Genomic DNA, 14,879 nt, shown 5'->3' with positions numbered 1-14,879 from the left:
GAACTCCGTCGCCTTCCAATAGCGGAATATTCTTAAGAACGATGGCATGGCCGACAAACAGGTATTTTCCGTCAGTGTCCGGTTCGGAGTAAGACACAAGGCCAGTTAAAAGACCGGCTATGGTCGCTTCCGCTGGGGCAGCTTTCGGGGAGGGCTAAGCGGACTTAGATGCAGTCGCCTGTGGAACAGACCGCAAGAAGGCCCGCGAGGGGCAAGGCAGGAATACCGATGATCGTATAGATGACCATCAACCCGACGGTAATTTTACGCGACCATCCCGCCGACCCGATAGCCACCATGCCAATGAGCCATGCCAGAACAAGTATGGCATACGTCAGAGGCCTCGATCCGAGTGCGAACAAGCCGGTGTGCGCAGCGGCAACCAGCAGCAAAGCAGGTGCTATAACCATGGCGACTGCTGCATTTAATGAACGAACCATGCCGCATTCTCGCACGATGACGGGCGTTCGAGCAACGTCTGGTTACAGGCGCCAGCGGACCAGTCATTAACGGCGAAAACTGGTCGCCTGCCGCTGGGCGGCTTTCCAATCCCGAACCGAACCAGCGGGTTATCGGCTGCGGGACTGATTCGCGTGCCGGGAATGCCGGTGCTGGGTGGATAGGGGAATGTCGGCTTTCGATACGGTGACTGTGGTTAGCTACCGTTCGCTTTTAATGCTGCTATGTGATCTTGCATCCAGTCACGTTTTAACGTCGCGTAATTCGCGTCCCTTTGCCGAATGTCCGCATCGTCTGCCCAATTACTCAATTGCTGCCAAGCGTCCTTCTCGACAGGATCAAGGGTCAGCGGGTTCGGCACGGCGGCGTCAAGTTCTTCGTGTTCGATATCGCCGCCGTCAACGACACGTTGAAGCGCCTCTAGTAGGAAGGAGCGAATGGCAGTCATTGGGCAAACATATGACGATATGGAGCGACCGCAAGTGGTCGCTAACGGCGGTGAACCGATGGCGCGAACCGCAGCAGGATCAATCCAATCAGTATCAGCAGGCCCATGACCTGCTTCTCGTAGTCTGCGAACAGGCCCCATCCCGCGTACTCACTGGCCAGGGTGACAAGAAGAACCGCTACGAAAACGCCTGCGATGATTCGCTCGCGCAAATTTGGAGGGCGGGGTTTCCATTCGTATTCTGCGTCACTCATGATCGTGAATTTGTAGCGATGTGCTGGCGGCCGCAACGTCTAATCACATTGTCGGCTTTTAAGAAATGACAGTGGCACGTTGAGCTGCAATTTCTGGTCGATGAAAGCGTGCTGACCTGCGGCTACAATCGAACCTCAGCTATCGCATCGTCCCGTTCCATCTCCCAGCATTCGACCATGTTGAGCACGTCGTCATATGTTTCGTCAGGATGAGACGTGGTGCAAAGGAAGCGGTCAGTCACGGACCCATCGCCCACAACGATTTCATCAATCAAGTCTTCTAATCGCGAACAGCCCGGCCCGACAATCGCAACCAGAGACACGCCAGCCTGAAGGCAGCGCTCTACAAAATCATCAAGGAGGGCCTCGCCAATTAAAGCCAACGTGCCCGCTGGTGTACTTTAACCACCAGCCTTATCCGATGATGCATTTCCAGGGTTCAAGTTGGTGGCTTACCGGCTAGGTCATCGAGATAGTCCGACCATGCCTGCATCATCGCTACACGTTCGTCCCAATATTCTCCTCGGGCATAGGCGCGCCGAACCGCGTCAGCTTCAGCATGTGCTAATTGGCGCTCAATAGCGTCTGGATGCCATCTTCCCATTTCATTGAGCAAGGTGCTCGCCATGGCTCGAAAGCCGTGACTCGTCATCTCGTCGCCTGAATAGCCGAGTCTACGAAGCGCTCCGTTCAAAGCGTTCTCGGACATAGGACGCTTCAAGGACTGGAAGCCGGGAAAGACAAACTTACCTGTCCCGGTGATCTCTCGAATGGAAGCAAAGATCGCCAGCGACTGCCTCGATAGCGGTACGCGATGGGGGCGGCGCATTTTCATCTTTTCCGCCGGGATGCACCACAACGCCTTGTCGAAATCGATCTCGGCCCATTCGGCATGACGTAGCTCGCCGGGGCGGACGAAAACATGAGGCGCAAGTCGCAGAGCTGCCCGTGTAACCGCATGGCCATCAAAGGTTTCGATTGCCCGCATGAGTGGGCCGACCTGCTGACTGTTGGTGATTGCAGCCAGATGCTTCACCTTGGGCGTGGTCAGGGCGTCGCGCAGATTGGCCGATAGATCATGTTCTGCCCGTCCGGTGGCGATCGCATAACGAAAGATCCTGCCGCACACACTTCTCAACCGTCTGGCAGTCTCGTGCCGACCGCGACCTTCGACCTGACGTAGAACTGCCAGCAGTTCCATGCTCGTGATCTCGCTGATCTTTCGGTTGCCCAGAGAGGGATAGGCGAACTCAAGCAGCCACTTCACTTTGCCAAGGGTGACGGCCCCAAGCCCTTCGCGTTCTCGTTTCGCCAGCCACTCTTCGGCGACGGTCCGAAAGCCAGTGGTCGCTTCAAACGCTTCGCGTGCCTCAGCTTCCTTGCGTGTTGCGCTCGGGTCCGATCCAGCCGCGAGTAGCCTCCGGGCCGCATCTCGTTTCTCTCGCGCTTCCGCCAGGGTGATCAATGGGAACACCCCCATTGCCATCGTCTTGGCTTTGCCGCCGAACCGGTAATTCATGCGCCAGTAACGGCCGCCTTGAGGGGTAATCAGAAGGTAGAGGCCGTGCCCGTCTGCGAGCTTGTAGGGCTTTTCACGGGGCTTTGCTTTGCTCAGTGCAAGGGATGAAAGTGCCATGGGGGTATTTGATTGGTCCAGCGGGCAAGTCGCTGATCGCAGCGAACCCCCAGCGGCAAATCGTGACCGCAGTCGATCTCGATTTTCGCGATGTCGGCTTCAATCCTGGCGCAAGTGATCTCGAACGTGTCGTTCGCTTCGCGCAAACCGTGCGCAACAATCTGTTCCACGGCGGTAAGCACGGCAGCGCCTATTGGAATGACGCAGATCGCATGAGACTGCTGCTTGAAACGACGATCGCAGTGCTCGACGACTTGGCCGATCAGATGGGCCTGACCTCCGATTATCGTAGCGAATATTGAGATTGGAATGGCGATAGCGGCGACCGTGACCGTGACCGCGTGATACTGCCATGCCCAAACTGAAAAGCCGCATCCTTGACATTACGGGTGGTAAGCATATCTTACTAGCCGTAAGAGACGGAGAGTCGCGATGGACGCTAACATTATCAAGGCCAAGCTGATCGAAGTGCTGCGGACAGTGCAGACGCTGAGCGGCGAAGACTGCCCCACGATCGACGGGAGCACGAAGCCTGCCGAAGCCTTGCCGAAGTTCACCAGCAAGGTCTGGCCGGTCGCTGCCGGCATGCTGGGCATCGCGCTTGGCAAGTCCATCCCGTGCGAAGCGAACATCTTTGTCGATGACGACACGAAAGTGCCGCTCGCGATCAACCAGACCGTAGCGCTCGTTCTCAAGATCCTTGAAGCGCAGGACGCCAAGGAAGCCGAAGAGGCCGTGGCGGGATGACCGACGCACCCTCTGACAAGACTGCGACACTTCCGACGCGCCTTCGTGCCGCGCGCGAGGCTGCCGGCCTCTCGCAAGGTCAGGTCGCCAAGCTGATGAACATGCACCGCCCCACAATTTCGGAAATGGAAGCCGGCAATCGCCGGATCACTGCCGACGAACTCGCGAAGCTCGCCGACCTCTACGACACCAAATTGTCGTGGCTGCTGGGCGACGCGCCCGAACGTGCCGCGACCGACGATCCCAAGCTGCAGCTCGCTGCTCGCGAGCTCAGCAAACTCAAGCCCGATGACCTCGACCGCCTCCTGAAGCTCATCGCCGCCATGAAGTCCGACGATGACGAGAAAGGAGCCTAACCCATGAAAGCGCTTGCCAAGACGATGATGCACAACCGCCGCGCCTTGGCAGACAAGGCCATGAAGGCAGCGATCACGGCGCGGCTGAAAGCCGGCAAGGATCTGGTCAGCCCGGTCTGCATCTATTCGATTGCAGAAGCGCACGGGGTTCGCGTGACCTTCAACGACATCAACATGGAAGGGATGTACCAGCGCGGCTCGCCGCCGCGCATTCATCTCTCCAGCAAGCGCCCGTTGCCGCGCCGCGCCTATAATTGCGCGCACGAACTGGGCCACCATCTGCTCGGGCATGGATCGTCAATCGACGAGCTGCGCGAGAACCAGCTGGTCCGCCCGTGGAATGTGCCCGAGGAATACAGCGCCGACACCTTCGCCGCCTATGCCCTCGTGCCGACCTTGGGGCTGCGCAATGCCTTCGCCGTTCGCGGCGTGAAACCGGAAACCGCGACGCCGATCGATATCTATCGCATCGCCTGCCTGTTCGGCGTGGGGTACTCGACGCTCGTCACGCACCTGCTGTGGGGCGAGGCGATGATCAGCCGCGCTCGGGCGGACGCGCTGCGCAAATTCACGCCCCGCACGCTACGCGCCCACATCCTCGGTTCGCTCACCCCGAACCCGCTCATCGTCGCCGACGAGGCATGGGGCGGCCATGCGATCGACGCTGAGGTCGGGCATCTCCTGCTGCTTCCGACCGGCACGGTCGCGCACGGCGACGCCGTGGTGCCGGTCGCTGATCTGGAGAGCGGACGCCTGTTCGAGGCGATGCGCCCGGGCTTGGTCCGTATCGATCGCCCGGGAACCGACTGGGCCGCCTTCGGGCGTATTGCACGCACGGCCTATGTCGGGCGTGCCGAATTCCGCCATTTGGAGGATGATGCAGATGAGTAAGGCATCCCGACCGGAGAATTCGGAACCGCTGATGATCGCGGCGAAGAGCGTGTCCGAGGCCTATGCCCGAACCTTGCTCCACGTTCTTGAGCATCCGGGAAATGAGATTGCCCCGCTTGTTCTTACCATGGATGGGTTCGGCGACGGATATGAAATCCCGGAGAATACCCAGGTTCGCGCCGCACTGGATGCCCTTTTAAGCAAGAAAAAGAAGCGGGACGTCGAGGACGTCGCCTACACGATCTTCCCGCAGCGGCTCTGGACCATGGCGCAGGGCGACCGCGCCAAGCTGTTCGAATTTTACAAAATGGCGTTCCCCTTCTATCGCGCCCAGAATCCCAAAGCTAATGGCAAGGGCCTCTATTTCGAGCGGCTGATGATGTACGGCCGCGGCCCTTGCGACGGAAACCAGTTGGAGTGGATTTTGAGTCAGTATGATAGCCGCCCTGGCGTGCGCCGGTCGATGTGGCAGGCAACGACCTTCGACCCCGCCCGCGACCATAGCGCGACCGCCCAGCTTGGTTTTCCCTGCCTTCAGCATGTGAGCTTTGTGCCCACGAAGGCTGGTCTGGTCGCCAATGCCTTCTACGCCACCCAGCAGCTGTTCGATAAGGCTTATGGCAACTATCTCGGGCTCGCCCAGCTCGCCGCTTTCATGGCGCATGAAATGGGCATTCCGCTCGCGCGTCTCAACGTGACGATCGGGGTGGCCAAGCTGGAGCGAATCACCAAAACAGACAGCGCGATGAAGCCGCTGATCGAGGCAGCCCGCGCCTGCGTGGCGCCGCCGGCTCCGCCGGCGCCGCGGCCGTCTGCGTCCCTCCAGCTCGCCGCGCAGCCGGCCTGACGCGCTGTGACCAAGACTGGTACCCCGAGCGGTCGCAAGCGCGGCCGCCCTGCCAAGATTCCCGCAGCGACGCCGCGGACCCTTGAGTTCGACTATTCCGCCGCGGCGGCGCCGGCGGCGCCGACGATCATTTCGAGCCATCTGGCGCCGGCCAAGACGACGGACGTCTACGACAGCTACTGGCGCTTCGCGGCTGAGCGGCAGCGGATATTTTATCGCCGCGCCCTCGGCAGCCCATGGCCGTGGACCGACAATCCGGTGATGGCCGTCTTCAAATTCACCAACGCCTACCGGGCGTCCGATCGCGTGAGCCAGTATCTGATCCGCCATGTGATCTACCGGGGGGATCTTCCTGCTTCGATCGACGAAGTGGTGTTCCGCATCCTGCTGTTCAAATTGTTCAACAAGATCGAGACTTGGGAGAAGCTCGAAGGCGCGCTAGGATCGGTCACTTTCGCAGATTACCGCTTCGATCGTTACGATGCCGTACTGACCCGGGCGATGGCCGAAGGGCACCGTATCTACTCGGCCGCCTATATCATGCCGCCGGGCAGCTCGGCGTTCGGCCACAAGGCCAAGCACCAGAATCACCTCAAGCTCCTTGAGATGATGATGGCGCAGTCCCTCCCGCAGAAGCTTGCATCGGCGCGCACGATGCAACGCGGCTTCGAGTTGCTACGCGCCTATCCGACGATCGGCGATTTTCTCGCCTATCAGTTTGTCACCGACGTCAATTACAGCGAGGTGACGAACTTTTCCGAAATGGATTTCGTGATCCCGGGACCGGGCGCCCGCGACGGCCTGCGCAAATGTTTCGCCGACACGGGCGGCCTGAGCGATGCTGAACTGATCCGCTTGATGGCCGACCGGCAGGAGCAGGAATGTGCGCGGCTGGGCCTGGAATTTCCCTCGCTCTGGGGGCGGCCACTACAGCTCATCGATTGCCAGAACCTTTTTTGCGAAGTCGATAAATATGCCCGCGTGGCGCATCCTGAAGCGGCAGGTCTCACCGGCCGCACGCGGATCAAACAGAAGTTCGCCGCACAGGCCCAGCCCATCGAATTCTGGTATCCGCCTAAATGGGGTATCAATGATCGTATTGCCGCAGGTGCGGTGCCGAACGAAGCGTTTGAGGCAACTCGGCCGGGCGCTGCAAATACGCAAGATGAAAGCATCTAGGTTGGGAGTATTGCGGTGGATCTAAAAGCCTATCAAGCGCAGGCGCTGCTTACCGACCAGGTGCCGGGAACCAGTGACGACGAAGCCGCGACGGCGTTGATCGTGCCGATGCTGGGCCTGGCCGGCGAGACTGGACAGCTGCTGAGCGAATACAAGAAGCATTTGCGGGACGGCGCGGCGCACCGTCTCTTCAAGGACCGGGTCGGCGAAGAGCTTGGCGACCTCTTATGGTACATCGCCAATGTCGCGAGCAAGTTCGGCCTCGACCTCGATCAGATCGCCGAAAAGAATCTCGACAAGGTGCGCGCGCGTTTTGCGCCCACCAGTGCGCAGGCGCCCCAGCACGATTCCGAATTTCCCGACCTCGAGCGCTTGCCGCGCCAGATGATCGTGCGCCTGGCCGAAGAGCCCGAGACGGGGCCGAGACCGAAAGTGCGAATGACGATCAATGGCGAGGGGATCGGGGCGCTGCTGGGCGACAATGCCTATGATCCCGACGGCTACCGATTTCATGATGTTTTCCACCTGGCCTATGCGGCGGTTCTGGGCTGGTCGCCGAACCTGCGGGCGTTCCTCAAGCGTAAGCGCAAGAGCCGCCCACTGCTCGACGAGGTGGAGGACGGCGGCCGGGCTCGGATCATCGAAGAAGGCGTGTCCGCCTTGGCCTTCGACTATGCGCGCGTGCATAGCTTCCTCGATGGCGTCAGCGAGATCGACTATGGACTGCTGCGCACGATCCAGAGCATGACGTCGCATCTGGAGGTCGGCGGCGCCACCGCAGCCGATTGGGAGCGCGCGATCCTGGAAGGCTTTGCGGTCTGGCGGCAGGTTCTCGCCAACAACGGCGGTGAGATTTCGGTCGATCTCGACGCCCGCACGATCAGCTATCTCGGCGCGCTCTGATCTCCCAGAGCGATCACGCTCGCCATGGCCATGTCACCTTCATGGCTGGTGCTGACCAGCCAGGACACGATGCCAAGCGCCTCGGCGCGTGCCTGTGCCTCGCCATGCAAGGCGATTGTCGGAGCGCCGGAAGGCAGCGTTATGACCTCGATGCTGAGGAAACCGACCCCGCCCGAGAAGCCCGTGCCGAGCGCTTTCATGACGGCCTCCTTGACGGCAAGTCGCCCGGACAGACGCGCGACGCGATCGGCGCCGGTCCCGGCAGATTCCTGTTCCTGTAGCGTGAAGCATCTGGTCAGGAGCTGATCGGTCGGATCAGCGAGCAACCGCGCGGTGTGGGCGATGTCGACCAGATCGATGCCGTGCGCGATGATCATATTGTCAGCTCGTTCATATTTCTGACAAATCTCTAAGACGGCTTGTTAGATTGGTGTAGCGAATTTTGACAAACGGGAGGAGCATGATGGGGACAACGGGGTTCTGGAGCGGGGAAACGCTATCCACACGTTTGCCAGCGCTCATCGCGCCATTCGACAAAGATCGAATAGATTGTTCAGCATATACCTTGAGCATGGGTCGCGAGATCTATGTTTCTCCAAGCGATCAATCTGAAGATCCAGAAAGCGTTACAATTCGCAAGCTAGCCGATGGTGATGCGTTCACGATTCCGTCGGGCCAATTTGCATTTCTACTGACCGAGGAAATCGTAGAAGTGCCCGATGATGCGCTGGGCTTCATATCGATTAAAGCGAAAATCAAGTGGCGCGGCCTCATCAATGTTTCGGGGTTTCATGTCGATCCTGGCTTTAAGGGGCGTCTGATCTTCTCTGTCTACAATGCGGGGCCAGTGCCGGTCCACCTTCGGCAGGGGCAGCCAATGTTCCTACTTTGGCTGTCGAGCCTCGATCGCCCGACGAAATTGGGCCGAAAAAATGCGGCTCAACTCTCATTCCCGGCAGAATTAATACCTAGCATTTCCGGCGAACTGCAATCAATCGCCGGCATCAACAAGAAAATCAAAGATGTTGATAAAGACCTGACCAGCCGCATCCACGCGGTCGAACGCGAACAAACCTACTATCGGGTCATCGCGTTAATTCTGATGCTATTCGTCGGTGCCATGGTGACAAATTGGGTGCGCGAAGGTGGCTTGCAGCAACTTCTCGCAGCCTCTTCAACCGGGCTGGATCAAGCGAATGATGCAAGCGTCGACCCGCGCGTCAATTCGAGTGGCGCAATCCCTTCAAATGCGGCGGACTCGGTTTCAAACTCAACTGAAGCCGGTGGTGGGGTTAAATAATGCAATTGCTGCGGCCGACCGCACTCGAGGACCTCGCAACCTATCTCCCGCGATTTCTTTCTTTGGTCGGTCGAGAGCGTTGGTTCAAGCGCGCTGACCAGCTAGATGAGGAACAACGCCGGTCGCCATATCGATGGAAAATCGTCGCTGACTATCATTGGCTGGAGTTGGCGATCAGCTTCCAATGCGACGTGCTGGCAAAGGAAGGCCGTCTTCTCCCTGAATATGCGGACACGCAGGCACGGGCTGGCCTCCATTTCGCGGCTACCGTGGTCGAGGTGCATGATGCGCTGAACGACAAGGGCAAGAATGCCCTCATTGGCCGCCTCAGAGACGCGCTCAAGGCCGAAACCGGTTTCGCGGCGCTGTACCTTGAGATGGACGTTGCGCAGCGCCTCGCCATTGACGGATTTCATCTCGAATTCCCGGACCTCGAGGGCACGGGCCAATTCGATGTCGCCTTTTCGCTGGAAAACATTCGAGGTGAAGTGGAATGTAAAAGCCTCTCTGCTGACGCTGGAAGGCAGATTCACCGCAAGGATTTCTATCGTTTCATCGAGGCGATGACCCCGGCCTTCGCAACCCAGATGAAACGGTCTCGTCGCGAAGTTATACTAGTCGACTTAGCTGACCGCCTGTCGGCTAAACTAAGCGATCAGAAGCAGTTGCGAAACAACCTCACAGAGTTACTTTTGAGCGGCAATAACGGGAATGCCGCTTCGGCGCCGTTCGAGATCACGATGCTCAATTTCGATGAGGAGATGCAGGGTGTCACGATCAACAACCAAGCGACCCTGAGCGCCGCGTGTCAGAGTAGATGGGGGCACAATTGCCATGTCGCAGGCGCAATCACCGAAGACGCTGGTTGCCTAATTGTGATGCGTAGCAAGAAGGAAGACGATACGTCCAAGCCGTTGTTGGCGGCAATGCGGAAGGCAGCAACTCAGTTTTCGGGCGATCACCCGGCGTTCATCGCTGTACAATTTAATGAGATCGATCCTGCAGATTTGATGCTTCCGCATCTTCGTCGGCGCGCTGGAATTCTCTCTTATGCACTGTTTCTACACTATGGCGCGGAGCACGTAAACGCGACATGCTTTAGTGGCTTCGACGGCTTGGTCGAGCATGAAGGCAATGTAGCCTCTCCCTGTTTTTGCATCCCCAATCCCGAGCCCCGGTTCTCATTGAACTCGTTAGATATCCCAACCTTTCTTCAATCGATTCCTGACCAACAATTCGCTGGCCTTATCGGAGCGCCAATGCCTGCGCCCGACACCTCAAACATTCCATTCGACAAATGACACGCGCATGTCCGCTCCGTTCATTAGCTAGACGAAAGTGTGTCGGCTTTGGCGATTCAAAATTCACAGGCTGCCAGTCCGCTACCGGCCAGTCTTGGGCATCCAGAATGGGAAAGCTGCCGGTCCGCACCTGCGAGCGTAAAATTGGGTGCTGAACGACGGGGAAGGGTCGGCGTCGGCCGCTCTTCATCATGCAAGCCATCAAGGCGGTGTTCGCCGACAAAGCGGTCATTCGCAGTTCAAAACGCGGCCGTCCGAAGCTGCCCTTCATTCATGGGGTTCTATCGGTAATTCTCACCGATTGCCGGCATCGGCGGGCGATGGCGCGTTTAAAACGAAGTGAAGAGGGGTAGCGTTGTGACGCGTCAGCGGGTGCCGACGGCTATCGCATGCCGCATCCAGTTGGGGTTCGGTGCCTCCTTTCCTATCCACCGCCTTTCTGGACGACAAAGCGTGTAAATCTCAAGTCGGCGGCAGTGTTCATACCACGACGCCACATACGATCGCTCCACATGCGGCCGCAAAGCGCATTGGGATCATCCCGGTCGCGAGTGACCCACACCGCTCCCCGGAACTTGGCATCATCGCTTACGACATCGGTCTGGTTCACCTGCTCGAAAATATAGGCGAGAGCATGTCGACCGCGTTTGCCCCGAATGGGTTCTACGACAAGCGTTGTCGATTCCTGGATCGGTCCCGCTCCTTGCGGATTCCAAAGCTCCATTTCGATGTCGAGCCAGGACTGGCTTATACGGGCGCGCATCTGAAACTTTCCCAGCGGCGGCAAGGCATCCTCCGACCCTGCTCGCATGTCGATCAAGGCAGCATCTCCCTTCGCCGCTTTCAACAATGCGTCTATGCGATTCCAGTTCGTGTCTCCGACGACATCCCACTCGCCGTTGAGGTCGGGAAATACCCACTCGTTGAGCTTGGGGCACCAGCGCCAGATCACGCGCCAGAAGGGCGTGACGATCGCCAGCGTTATGATCGACTGCACGACCAGAATGGCCCAGGTTACTTTGGGCGTGATCCCGAGGCCGCCCAAGGCTGGGGTGATGGCATCCAGTCCGGCGAGGACGAGAACAGTCAACCAGGCGACCGGAACGACCAAAAAAGTTGGAGGAAACATCTTGAACATAGCATGAACGCACCTACATCTATGGTTAAGAAGAAGTTAGCATACACAATACCGGGGGCATAGGCCGTTCCGGGGAGGTAAGAGCAAATGGGGTTTCTGGCCAAAGCGAGCGCGCTTTTCGTCGGCCTTCGGGTTACGGCAAGTTATCATCAGGCGCTGCAAGTCGCCGACTTGCAAAAGTCCAGCCTTCTCGACGCGCGCCGCGACATCCGCAAGGCTATCCGGGCAAGCGCGGCCCGCATTCAGATCGAGGACGGTTTCTGGGAGCCGGCTTATGCCGCTCGGTCGGCCCGGTCGCGACCGTCCATCATGCCGAAGTTCTTCACCCAAGGGTCTTTCGCCTACGATCTGTTGGTGGACCCGTGTCACAAGCCCCCGCAGCAGCTCGATCTCGACGACGGCATGTACGTCCGGGTGGATTATCTCGAAAATGGCCAGCCTGCGCTGGTCGCCAAGACATTATTCGCGCTCGTTGAGGATGCCCTCCGACCGCTTTGCCGCGAACGGGGTTGGATTTTGGATACCAGCAAGCTGACATGCGTCCGGGTCCAGCTCAGCCGCGAAAGCCATGTCGATATCCCGATCTATTCGGCTCCGCGCGAACTCGCGGAGTCGATCTCTTTTGGCGATGCGCAAATCCAGTCGGGCCAGTTCGCCAAGCGTGCGGGACGATTCTACGCCAAGTTGCCGTCCGATCAGATCATGCTCGCGCATCGCGACGGGACGTGGCAGCAGTCCGATCCGCTCGAATTGCAGAAATGGGTGGAGGCATGCGTCGCCCGCTACGGTGAGGACTTTCGCCGCGCCTGTCGCTACTTTAAGGGCTGGCGGGACCATCGCTGGGAACATTGTTGCCTGTCGTCAATCACGATCATGGCCGCCGTTGCGGAGGCTCTGGAGCAGCTCAACGGCACCCACCGCAACCTGGACGATGACCGCATCGCCTATGAAATCGCCCAGCGGCTCCCCGGCATCTTTCGCGGTGAACTCCTCAACCCGGCCTTTCCGGGCCAGCGCATTGTTCTGAATGACTGGACCGATGATGACCGGACTACCGTCGTCAAGGCTTCGGAAGCGCTCGCAGCGGATATGCACAGCGCGCTCAAGGGGACGGCCAACGCCGATCTCGTTGTCCACGCGCTGCGGCGTGCCTTTGGCGAGCGGATTCCCTATCGGCCAGATATGGTCGAAATCCTTCCGACAGTGGCGGCGACCGTCGCTGCCGAGGCGCCTGCCCTCGTGCCTGCCCCTAAGGTGACGAACTCGACGTCGGGCTAGGACCACATCTTGGCCGACCCGCTTTGGACCATTGATGCGACGCTCAAGCACCAGGGCTTCACGCTGGAGCGGCCGATGGCCACGTACCGCGGGCAGATTCTGGCGCATGGCAAACCAGCGACCGTCGAAATCGACATTCCCGATGTGCGTTTCGTAACCCCTCCGACCGTCCGGCTGGTCGATGGTTCGGCATTGCCAGTGCCGGAACTCGCGCATCTGATGACGAACGGCCATATCTGCTATGTTGGCGAAGGTGGCCTGCCGCTCGACCTCTACAATCCCGGCGGCTCTGTCCTGCGCGTGCTCGCCGAAGCCTCGGCGACACTCGAACGGTCCTTCAGCGGGGGCGCGAAGGCCGATTTCGAACAGGAACTATCCGCCTATTGGAAAGGGTCAAGCATCTATTGCGCGATCGCGCGCGTGAAAGTGCCCGCCATCGTGCAAGCCGAAATGATCCTTCTCGACGGAATCAGAACCCCCGTTCTTGTTGCCAAAGGGGCCTGGGCGCATCGCAGGCCGCGAAGCCGTGTGCCGACCATCGTTTTGGCCTTTGCGGCCAAGTTGCAGCATACGACGACCTTCCCTCTCGGATCGCTCGCGGCCGTGCTCGACTATATCGCCGCCCAGCCCAATCCGCCGAATGGATGGCGCGAGGCGGTGTTGGCGGCAACGGCATCCTCCCGTCCTGTCTTTCTGGCCGCGCCAAATGCCATCATCGGCTGGACGTCCCAATTCCCCCCCTCTCTCGAACTGATCCGATCGGCGAAGGCGGGTTTCCGCCCCGCATTTTTTCGCAAGATGGTGGACAAACAGACCCAGGAAATAGGACTGGACCGGATGACAGGCACCGAAACAGATTTGCGCTTTTGCGTCGAACGCAACCTTGTCGGTGAACCCACCCTTATTGGCAAGAAAATCGCGATTGTCGGTTGCGGTACGATCGGCAGCAATCTCGCCAAGATGCTGGTGCAAGCGGGCGCCGGGTGCGACCATCCCCTATGGCTTTACGACACTGACCGGCTCTCGCCGGGCAATCTCGGCCGGCATTTGCTTGGCTTTTCGGATCTGGGAAAGCCCAAGGCGGATGCGGTCGCGGACTATCTTCACGGCTTTCATCCCGATGTGCAGATCGAGCCAAAGGGGATCGACGCCTCACAGGATTGGGCCGCCCTCGAAACATGCGATCTCGTAATCGACGCCACCGGCGATCCCAATGTCGCCAGCGCGCTCAACGATCTCTGGCTCAAATCCGACCGAACGGGAGATCAGCTCGCTCTTTTGCATTGCTGGGTCTTCGGCAACGGTATCGCCAGCCAGACCTTTCTCAACCTCAAGGATGCCGATCTCGCCTGCTACCGATGTCTGCGCACCGGCTTTGATGGGCAGTGGCGTTACAGTCCGCTCAAGGATGCTAACTCGCCACTGCGGATGGCGCCAGCGCGTTGCGGGGAAGCCGGCTACATACCTTTTGCGGTGGACGCGCCGGTCGCCGCAGCCAGTCTGGCCCTGCGCACCGCGCTCGATTGGGCCGGCGGAAAACCCGGCCTCCGTCTGCGAACCGTCGTCCTCAATCACACCGAAGGTCGTGAGGCGATGAAATGGGTTTCCCCGACCCGCTTTGACCAGTGCGTGGCTTGTGGCGGATAGCGACAACAATCCCCCATCCGCGATCCTGATCGCCCATACCGCCATAGAGCCGATCCTCGCCGACGCCGCGCGCTATGCTGGACGAAGCGAACGCGGGGGTATCTTCCTCGGTCTCCGTCGCGGTCCCCATCTCGAAATCAAGGAAGCCACGCTCCCCACACGATGGGACCGGGGCACGATGTTTGCGTTCCACCGGGCGGCAGCAGGGCATCGTGCCGTAGCGCTGCAACGCTGGCGCAAATCCGGGCGTGTCATGGATTGGGTCGGCGAATGGCATTCGCATCCCGAGCGCTTCCCATCGCCGTCATCGATCGATCTGCGGAATTGGCAGCAGATCACAAAATCCCGCGGCGACCAGATGGCCTTTCTGATCGTCGGCTACGAAGGGATGTGGCTCGGGCTATGCCGGCCAAATTGTCTCAAGCCGATCCGGTATGTCGAAGCGGAGCGGTCGGACGCTGGTATCGCCTTCCTGGCTCAATAGGCGGCCGCAAA

The 14,879-nt window shown here is 59.4% G+C and carries 19 protein-coding genes; 13 read left to right on the top strand and 6 right to left on the bottom strand.

Annotated elements, in window-relative coordinates:
- Nucleotides 1-164: 164 nt before the first annotated feature.
- The 4 genes from SIDU_RS17100 to SIDU_RS17085 form a co-directional block, all read right to left on the bottom strand.
- Nucleotides 165-440 (bottom strand): hypothetical protein, encoded by a 276-nt coding sequence (locus SIDU_RS17100; protein WP_013038956.1) that lies wholly within the window; start codon nt 438-440, stop codon nt 165-167.
- A 215-nt stretch (nt 441-655) separates the two neighbouring features.
- Entirely contained in the window at nt 656-907 is a 252-nt protein-coding gene (locus SIDU_RS19490; protein ID WP_129965618.1) for a hypothetical protein, read from the bottom strand.
- A 41-nt stretch (nt 908-948) separates the two neighbouring features.
- On the bottom strand, nt 949-1,161 hold the full coding sequence (locus tag SIDU_RS17095) for a hypothetical protein (protein ID WP_025771247.1): 213 nt from the start codon (nt 1,159-1,161) through the stop codon (nt 949-951).
- Nucleotides 1,162-1,600: 439 nt separating this feature from the next.
- Nucleotides 1,601-2,797, bottom strand: coding sequence for a tyrosine-type recombinase/integrase (locus SIDU_RS17085; protein ID WP_025771243.1), 1,197 nt, complete (start codon nt 2,795-2,797; stop codon nt 1,601-1,603).
- Between the two features lie 8 nt (nt 2,798-2,805).
- Here SIDU_RS17085 and SIDU_RS17080 point away from each other — a divergent pair, with 8 nt between their 5' ends.
- The 7 genes from SIDU_RS17080 to SIDU_RS17050 all read left to right on the top strand — a co-directional run bounded on the left by SIDU_RS17080 (nt 2,806) and on the right by SIDU_RS17050 (nt 7,720).
- On the top strand, nt 2,806-3,099 hold the full coding sequence (locus tag SIDU_RS17080) for a hypothetical protein (RefSeq protein WP_007682935.1): 294 nt from the start codon (nt 2,806-2,808) through the stop codon (nt 3,097-3,099).
- A 130-nt stretch (nt 3,100-3,229) separates the two neighbouring features.
- Entirely contained in the window at nt 3,230-3,544 is a 315-nt protein-coding gene (locus SIDU_RS17075) for a hypothetical protein (RefSeq protein ID WP_007682937.1), read from the top strand.
- Nucleotides 3,541-3,900 (top strand): helix-turn-helix domain-containing protein, encoded by a 360-nt coding sequence (locus SIDU_RS17070; protein WP_007682939.1) that lies wholly within the window; start codon nt 3,541-3,543, stop codon nt 3,898-3,900. The genes SIDU_RS17075 and SIDU_RS17070 overlap by 4 nt, the downstream gene beginning before the upstream one ends.
- Nucleotides 3,901-3,903: 3 nt before the next feature.
- On the top strand, nt 3,904-4,791 hold the full coding sequence (locus SIDU_RS17065; RefSeq protein WP_007682941.1) for an ImmA/IrrE family metallo-endopeptidase: 888 nt from the start codon (nt 3,904-3,906) through the stop codon (nt 4,789-4,791).
- On the top strand, nt 4,784-5,638 hold the full coding sequence (locus tag SIDU_RS17060; protein ID WP_007682942.1) for a thymidylate synthase family protein: 855 nt from the start codon (nt 4,784-4,786) through the stop codon (nt 5,636-5,638). Before SIDU_RS17065 ends, SIDU_RS17060 begins: the two co-directional genes overlap by 8 nt.
- Before the next feature lie 6 nt (nt 5,639-5,644).
- Nucleotides 5,645-6,817 carry a nucleotide kinase domain-containing protein gene (locus SIDU_RS17055; RefSeq protein ID WP_007682944.1) on the top strand — a complete coding sequence of 391 codons (1,173 nt, stop codon included), beginning with the start codon at nt 5,645-5,647 and terminating at the stop codon, nt 6,815-6,817.
- Between the two features lie 15 nt (nt 6,818-6,832).
- Complete coding sequence (locus SIDU_RS17050; protein WP_007682946.1) at nt 6,833-7,720, top strand: nucleoside triphosphate pyrophosphohydrolase family protein; 888 nt, start codon at nt 6,833-6,835, stop codon at nt 7,718-7,720.
- Here the strand turns inward: SIDU_RS17050 and acpS are convergent.
- On the bottom strand, nt 7,702-8,097 hold the full coding sequence (gene acpS, locus SIDU_RS17045; RefSeq protein WP_007682948.1) for a holo-ACP synthase: 396 nt from the start codon (nt 8,095-8,097) through the stop codon (nt 7,702-7,704). The genes SIDU_RS17050 and acpS overlap by 19 nt on opposite strands.
- 83 nt (nt 8,098-8,180) lie before the next feature.
- On the opposite strand from acpS, the gene SIDU_RS17040 reads away from it, so the two are divergent.
- The 3 genes from SIDU_RS17040 (at nt 8,181) to SIDU_RS19710 (ending at nt 10,674) form a co-directional block, all read left to right on the top strand.
- Entirely contained in the window at nt 8,181-9,020 is an 840-nt protein-coding gene (locus SIDU_RS17040) for a dCTP deaminase domain-containing protein (RefSeq protein WP_129965616.1), read from the top strand.
- Nucleotides 9,020-10,321, top strand: coding sequence for a hypothetical protein (locus SIDU_RS17035; RefSeq protein ID WP_007682953.1), 1,302 nt, complete (start codon nt 9,020-9,022; stop codon nt 10,319-10,321). The genes SIDU_RS17040 and SIDU_RS17035 overlap by 1 nt, the downstream gene beginning before the upstream one ends.
- Nucleotides 10,322-10,512: 191 nt before the next feature.
- Nucleotides 10,513-10,674 carry a hypothetical protein gene (locus SIDU_RS19710; RefSeq protein WP_158514639.1) on the top strand — a complete coding sequence of 54 codons (162 nt, stop codon included), beginning with the start codon at nt 10,513-10,515 and terminating at the stop codon, nt 10,672-10,674.
- Nucleotides 10,675-10,745: 71 nt separating this feature from the next.
- On the opposite strand, the gene SIDU_RS17030 is transcribed toward SIDU_RS19710, so the two are convergent.
- Nucleotides 10,746-11,459, bottom strand: coding sequence for a hypothetical protein (locus tag SIDU_RS17030; RefSeq protein WP_007682954.1), 714 nt, complete (start codon nt 11,457-11,459; stop codon nt 10,746-10,748).
- An 87-nt stretch (nt 11,460-11,546) separates the two neighbouring features.
- Here SIDU_RS17030 and SIDU_RS17025 point away from each other — a divergent pair, with 87 nt between their 5' ends.
- The 3 genes from SIDU_RS17025 to SIDU_RS17015 are packed head-to-tail and all read left to right on the top strand — an operon-like array spanning nt 11,547 to nt 14,868.
- A complete protein-coding gene (locus SIDU_RS17025) occupies nt 11,547-12,737 on the top strand; it encodes a CBASS cGAMP synthase (protein ID WP_007682956.1) in 1,191 nt (396 codons plus the stop codon).
- A gap of 9 nt (nt 12,738-12,746) precedes the next feature.
- Nucleotides 12,747-14,384, top strand: coding sequence for a ThiF family adenylyltransferase (locus tag SIDU_RS17020; RefSeq protein WP_007682958.1), 1,638 nt, complete (start codon nt 12,747-12,749; stop codon nt 14,382-14,384).
- A complete protein-coding gene (locus SIDU_RS17015) occupies nt 14,374-14,868 on the top strand; it encodes a Mov34/MPN/PAD-1 family protein (RefSeq protein WP_007682959.1) in 495 nt (164 codons plus the stop codon). Before SIDU_RS17020 ends, SIDU_RS17015 begins: the two co-directional genes overlap by 11 nt.
- The last annotated feature ends 11 nt before the right edge of the window (nt 14,869-14,879 follow it).

The organism is Sphingobium indicum B90A, assembly GCF_000264945.2.
Lineage (GTDB): Bacteria > Pseudomonadota > Alphaproteobacteria > Sphingomonadales > Sphingomonadaceae > Sphingobium > Sphingobium indicum.
Note: the sequence above shows the minus strand (reverse complement) of the source record. Positions and strands in the feature narration are given on the sequence as shown.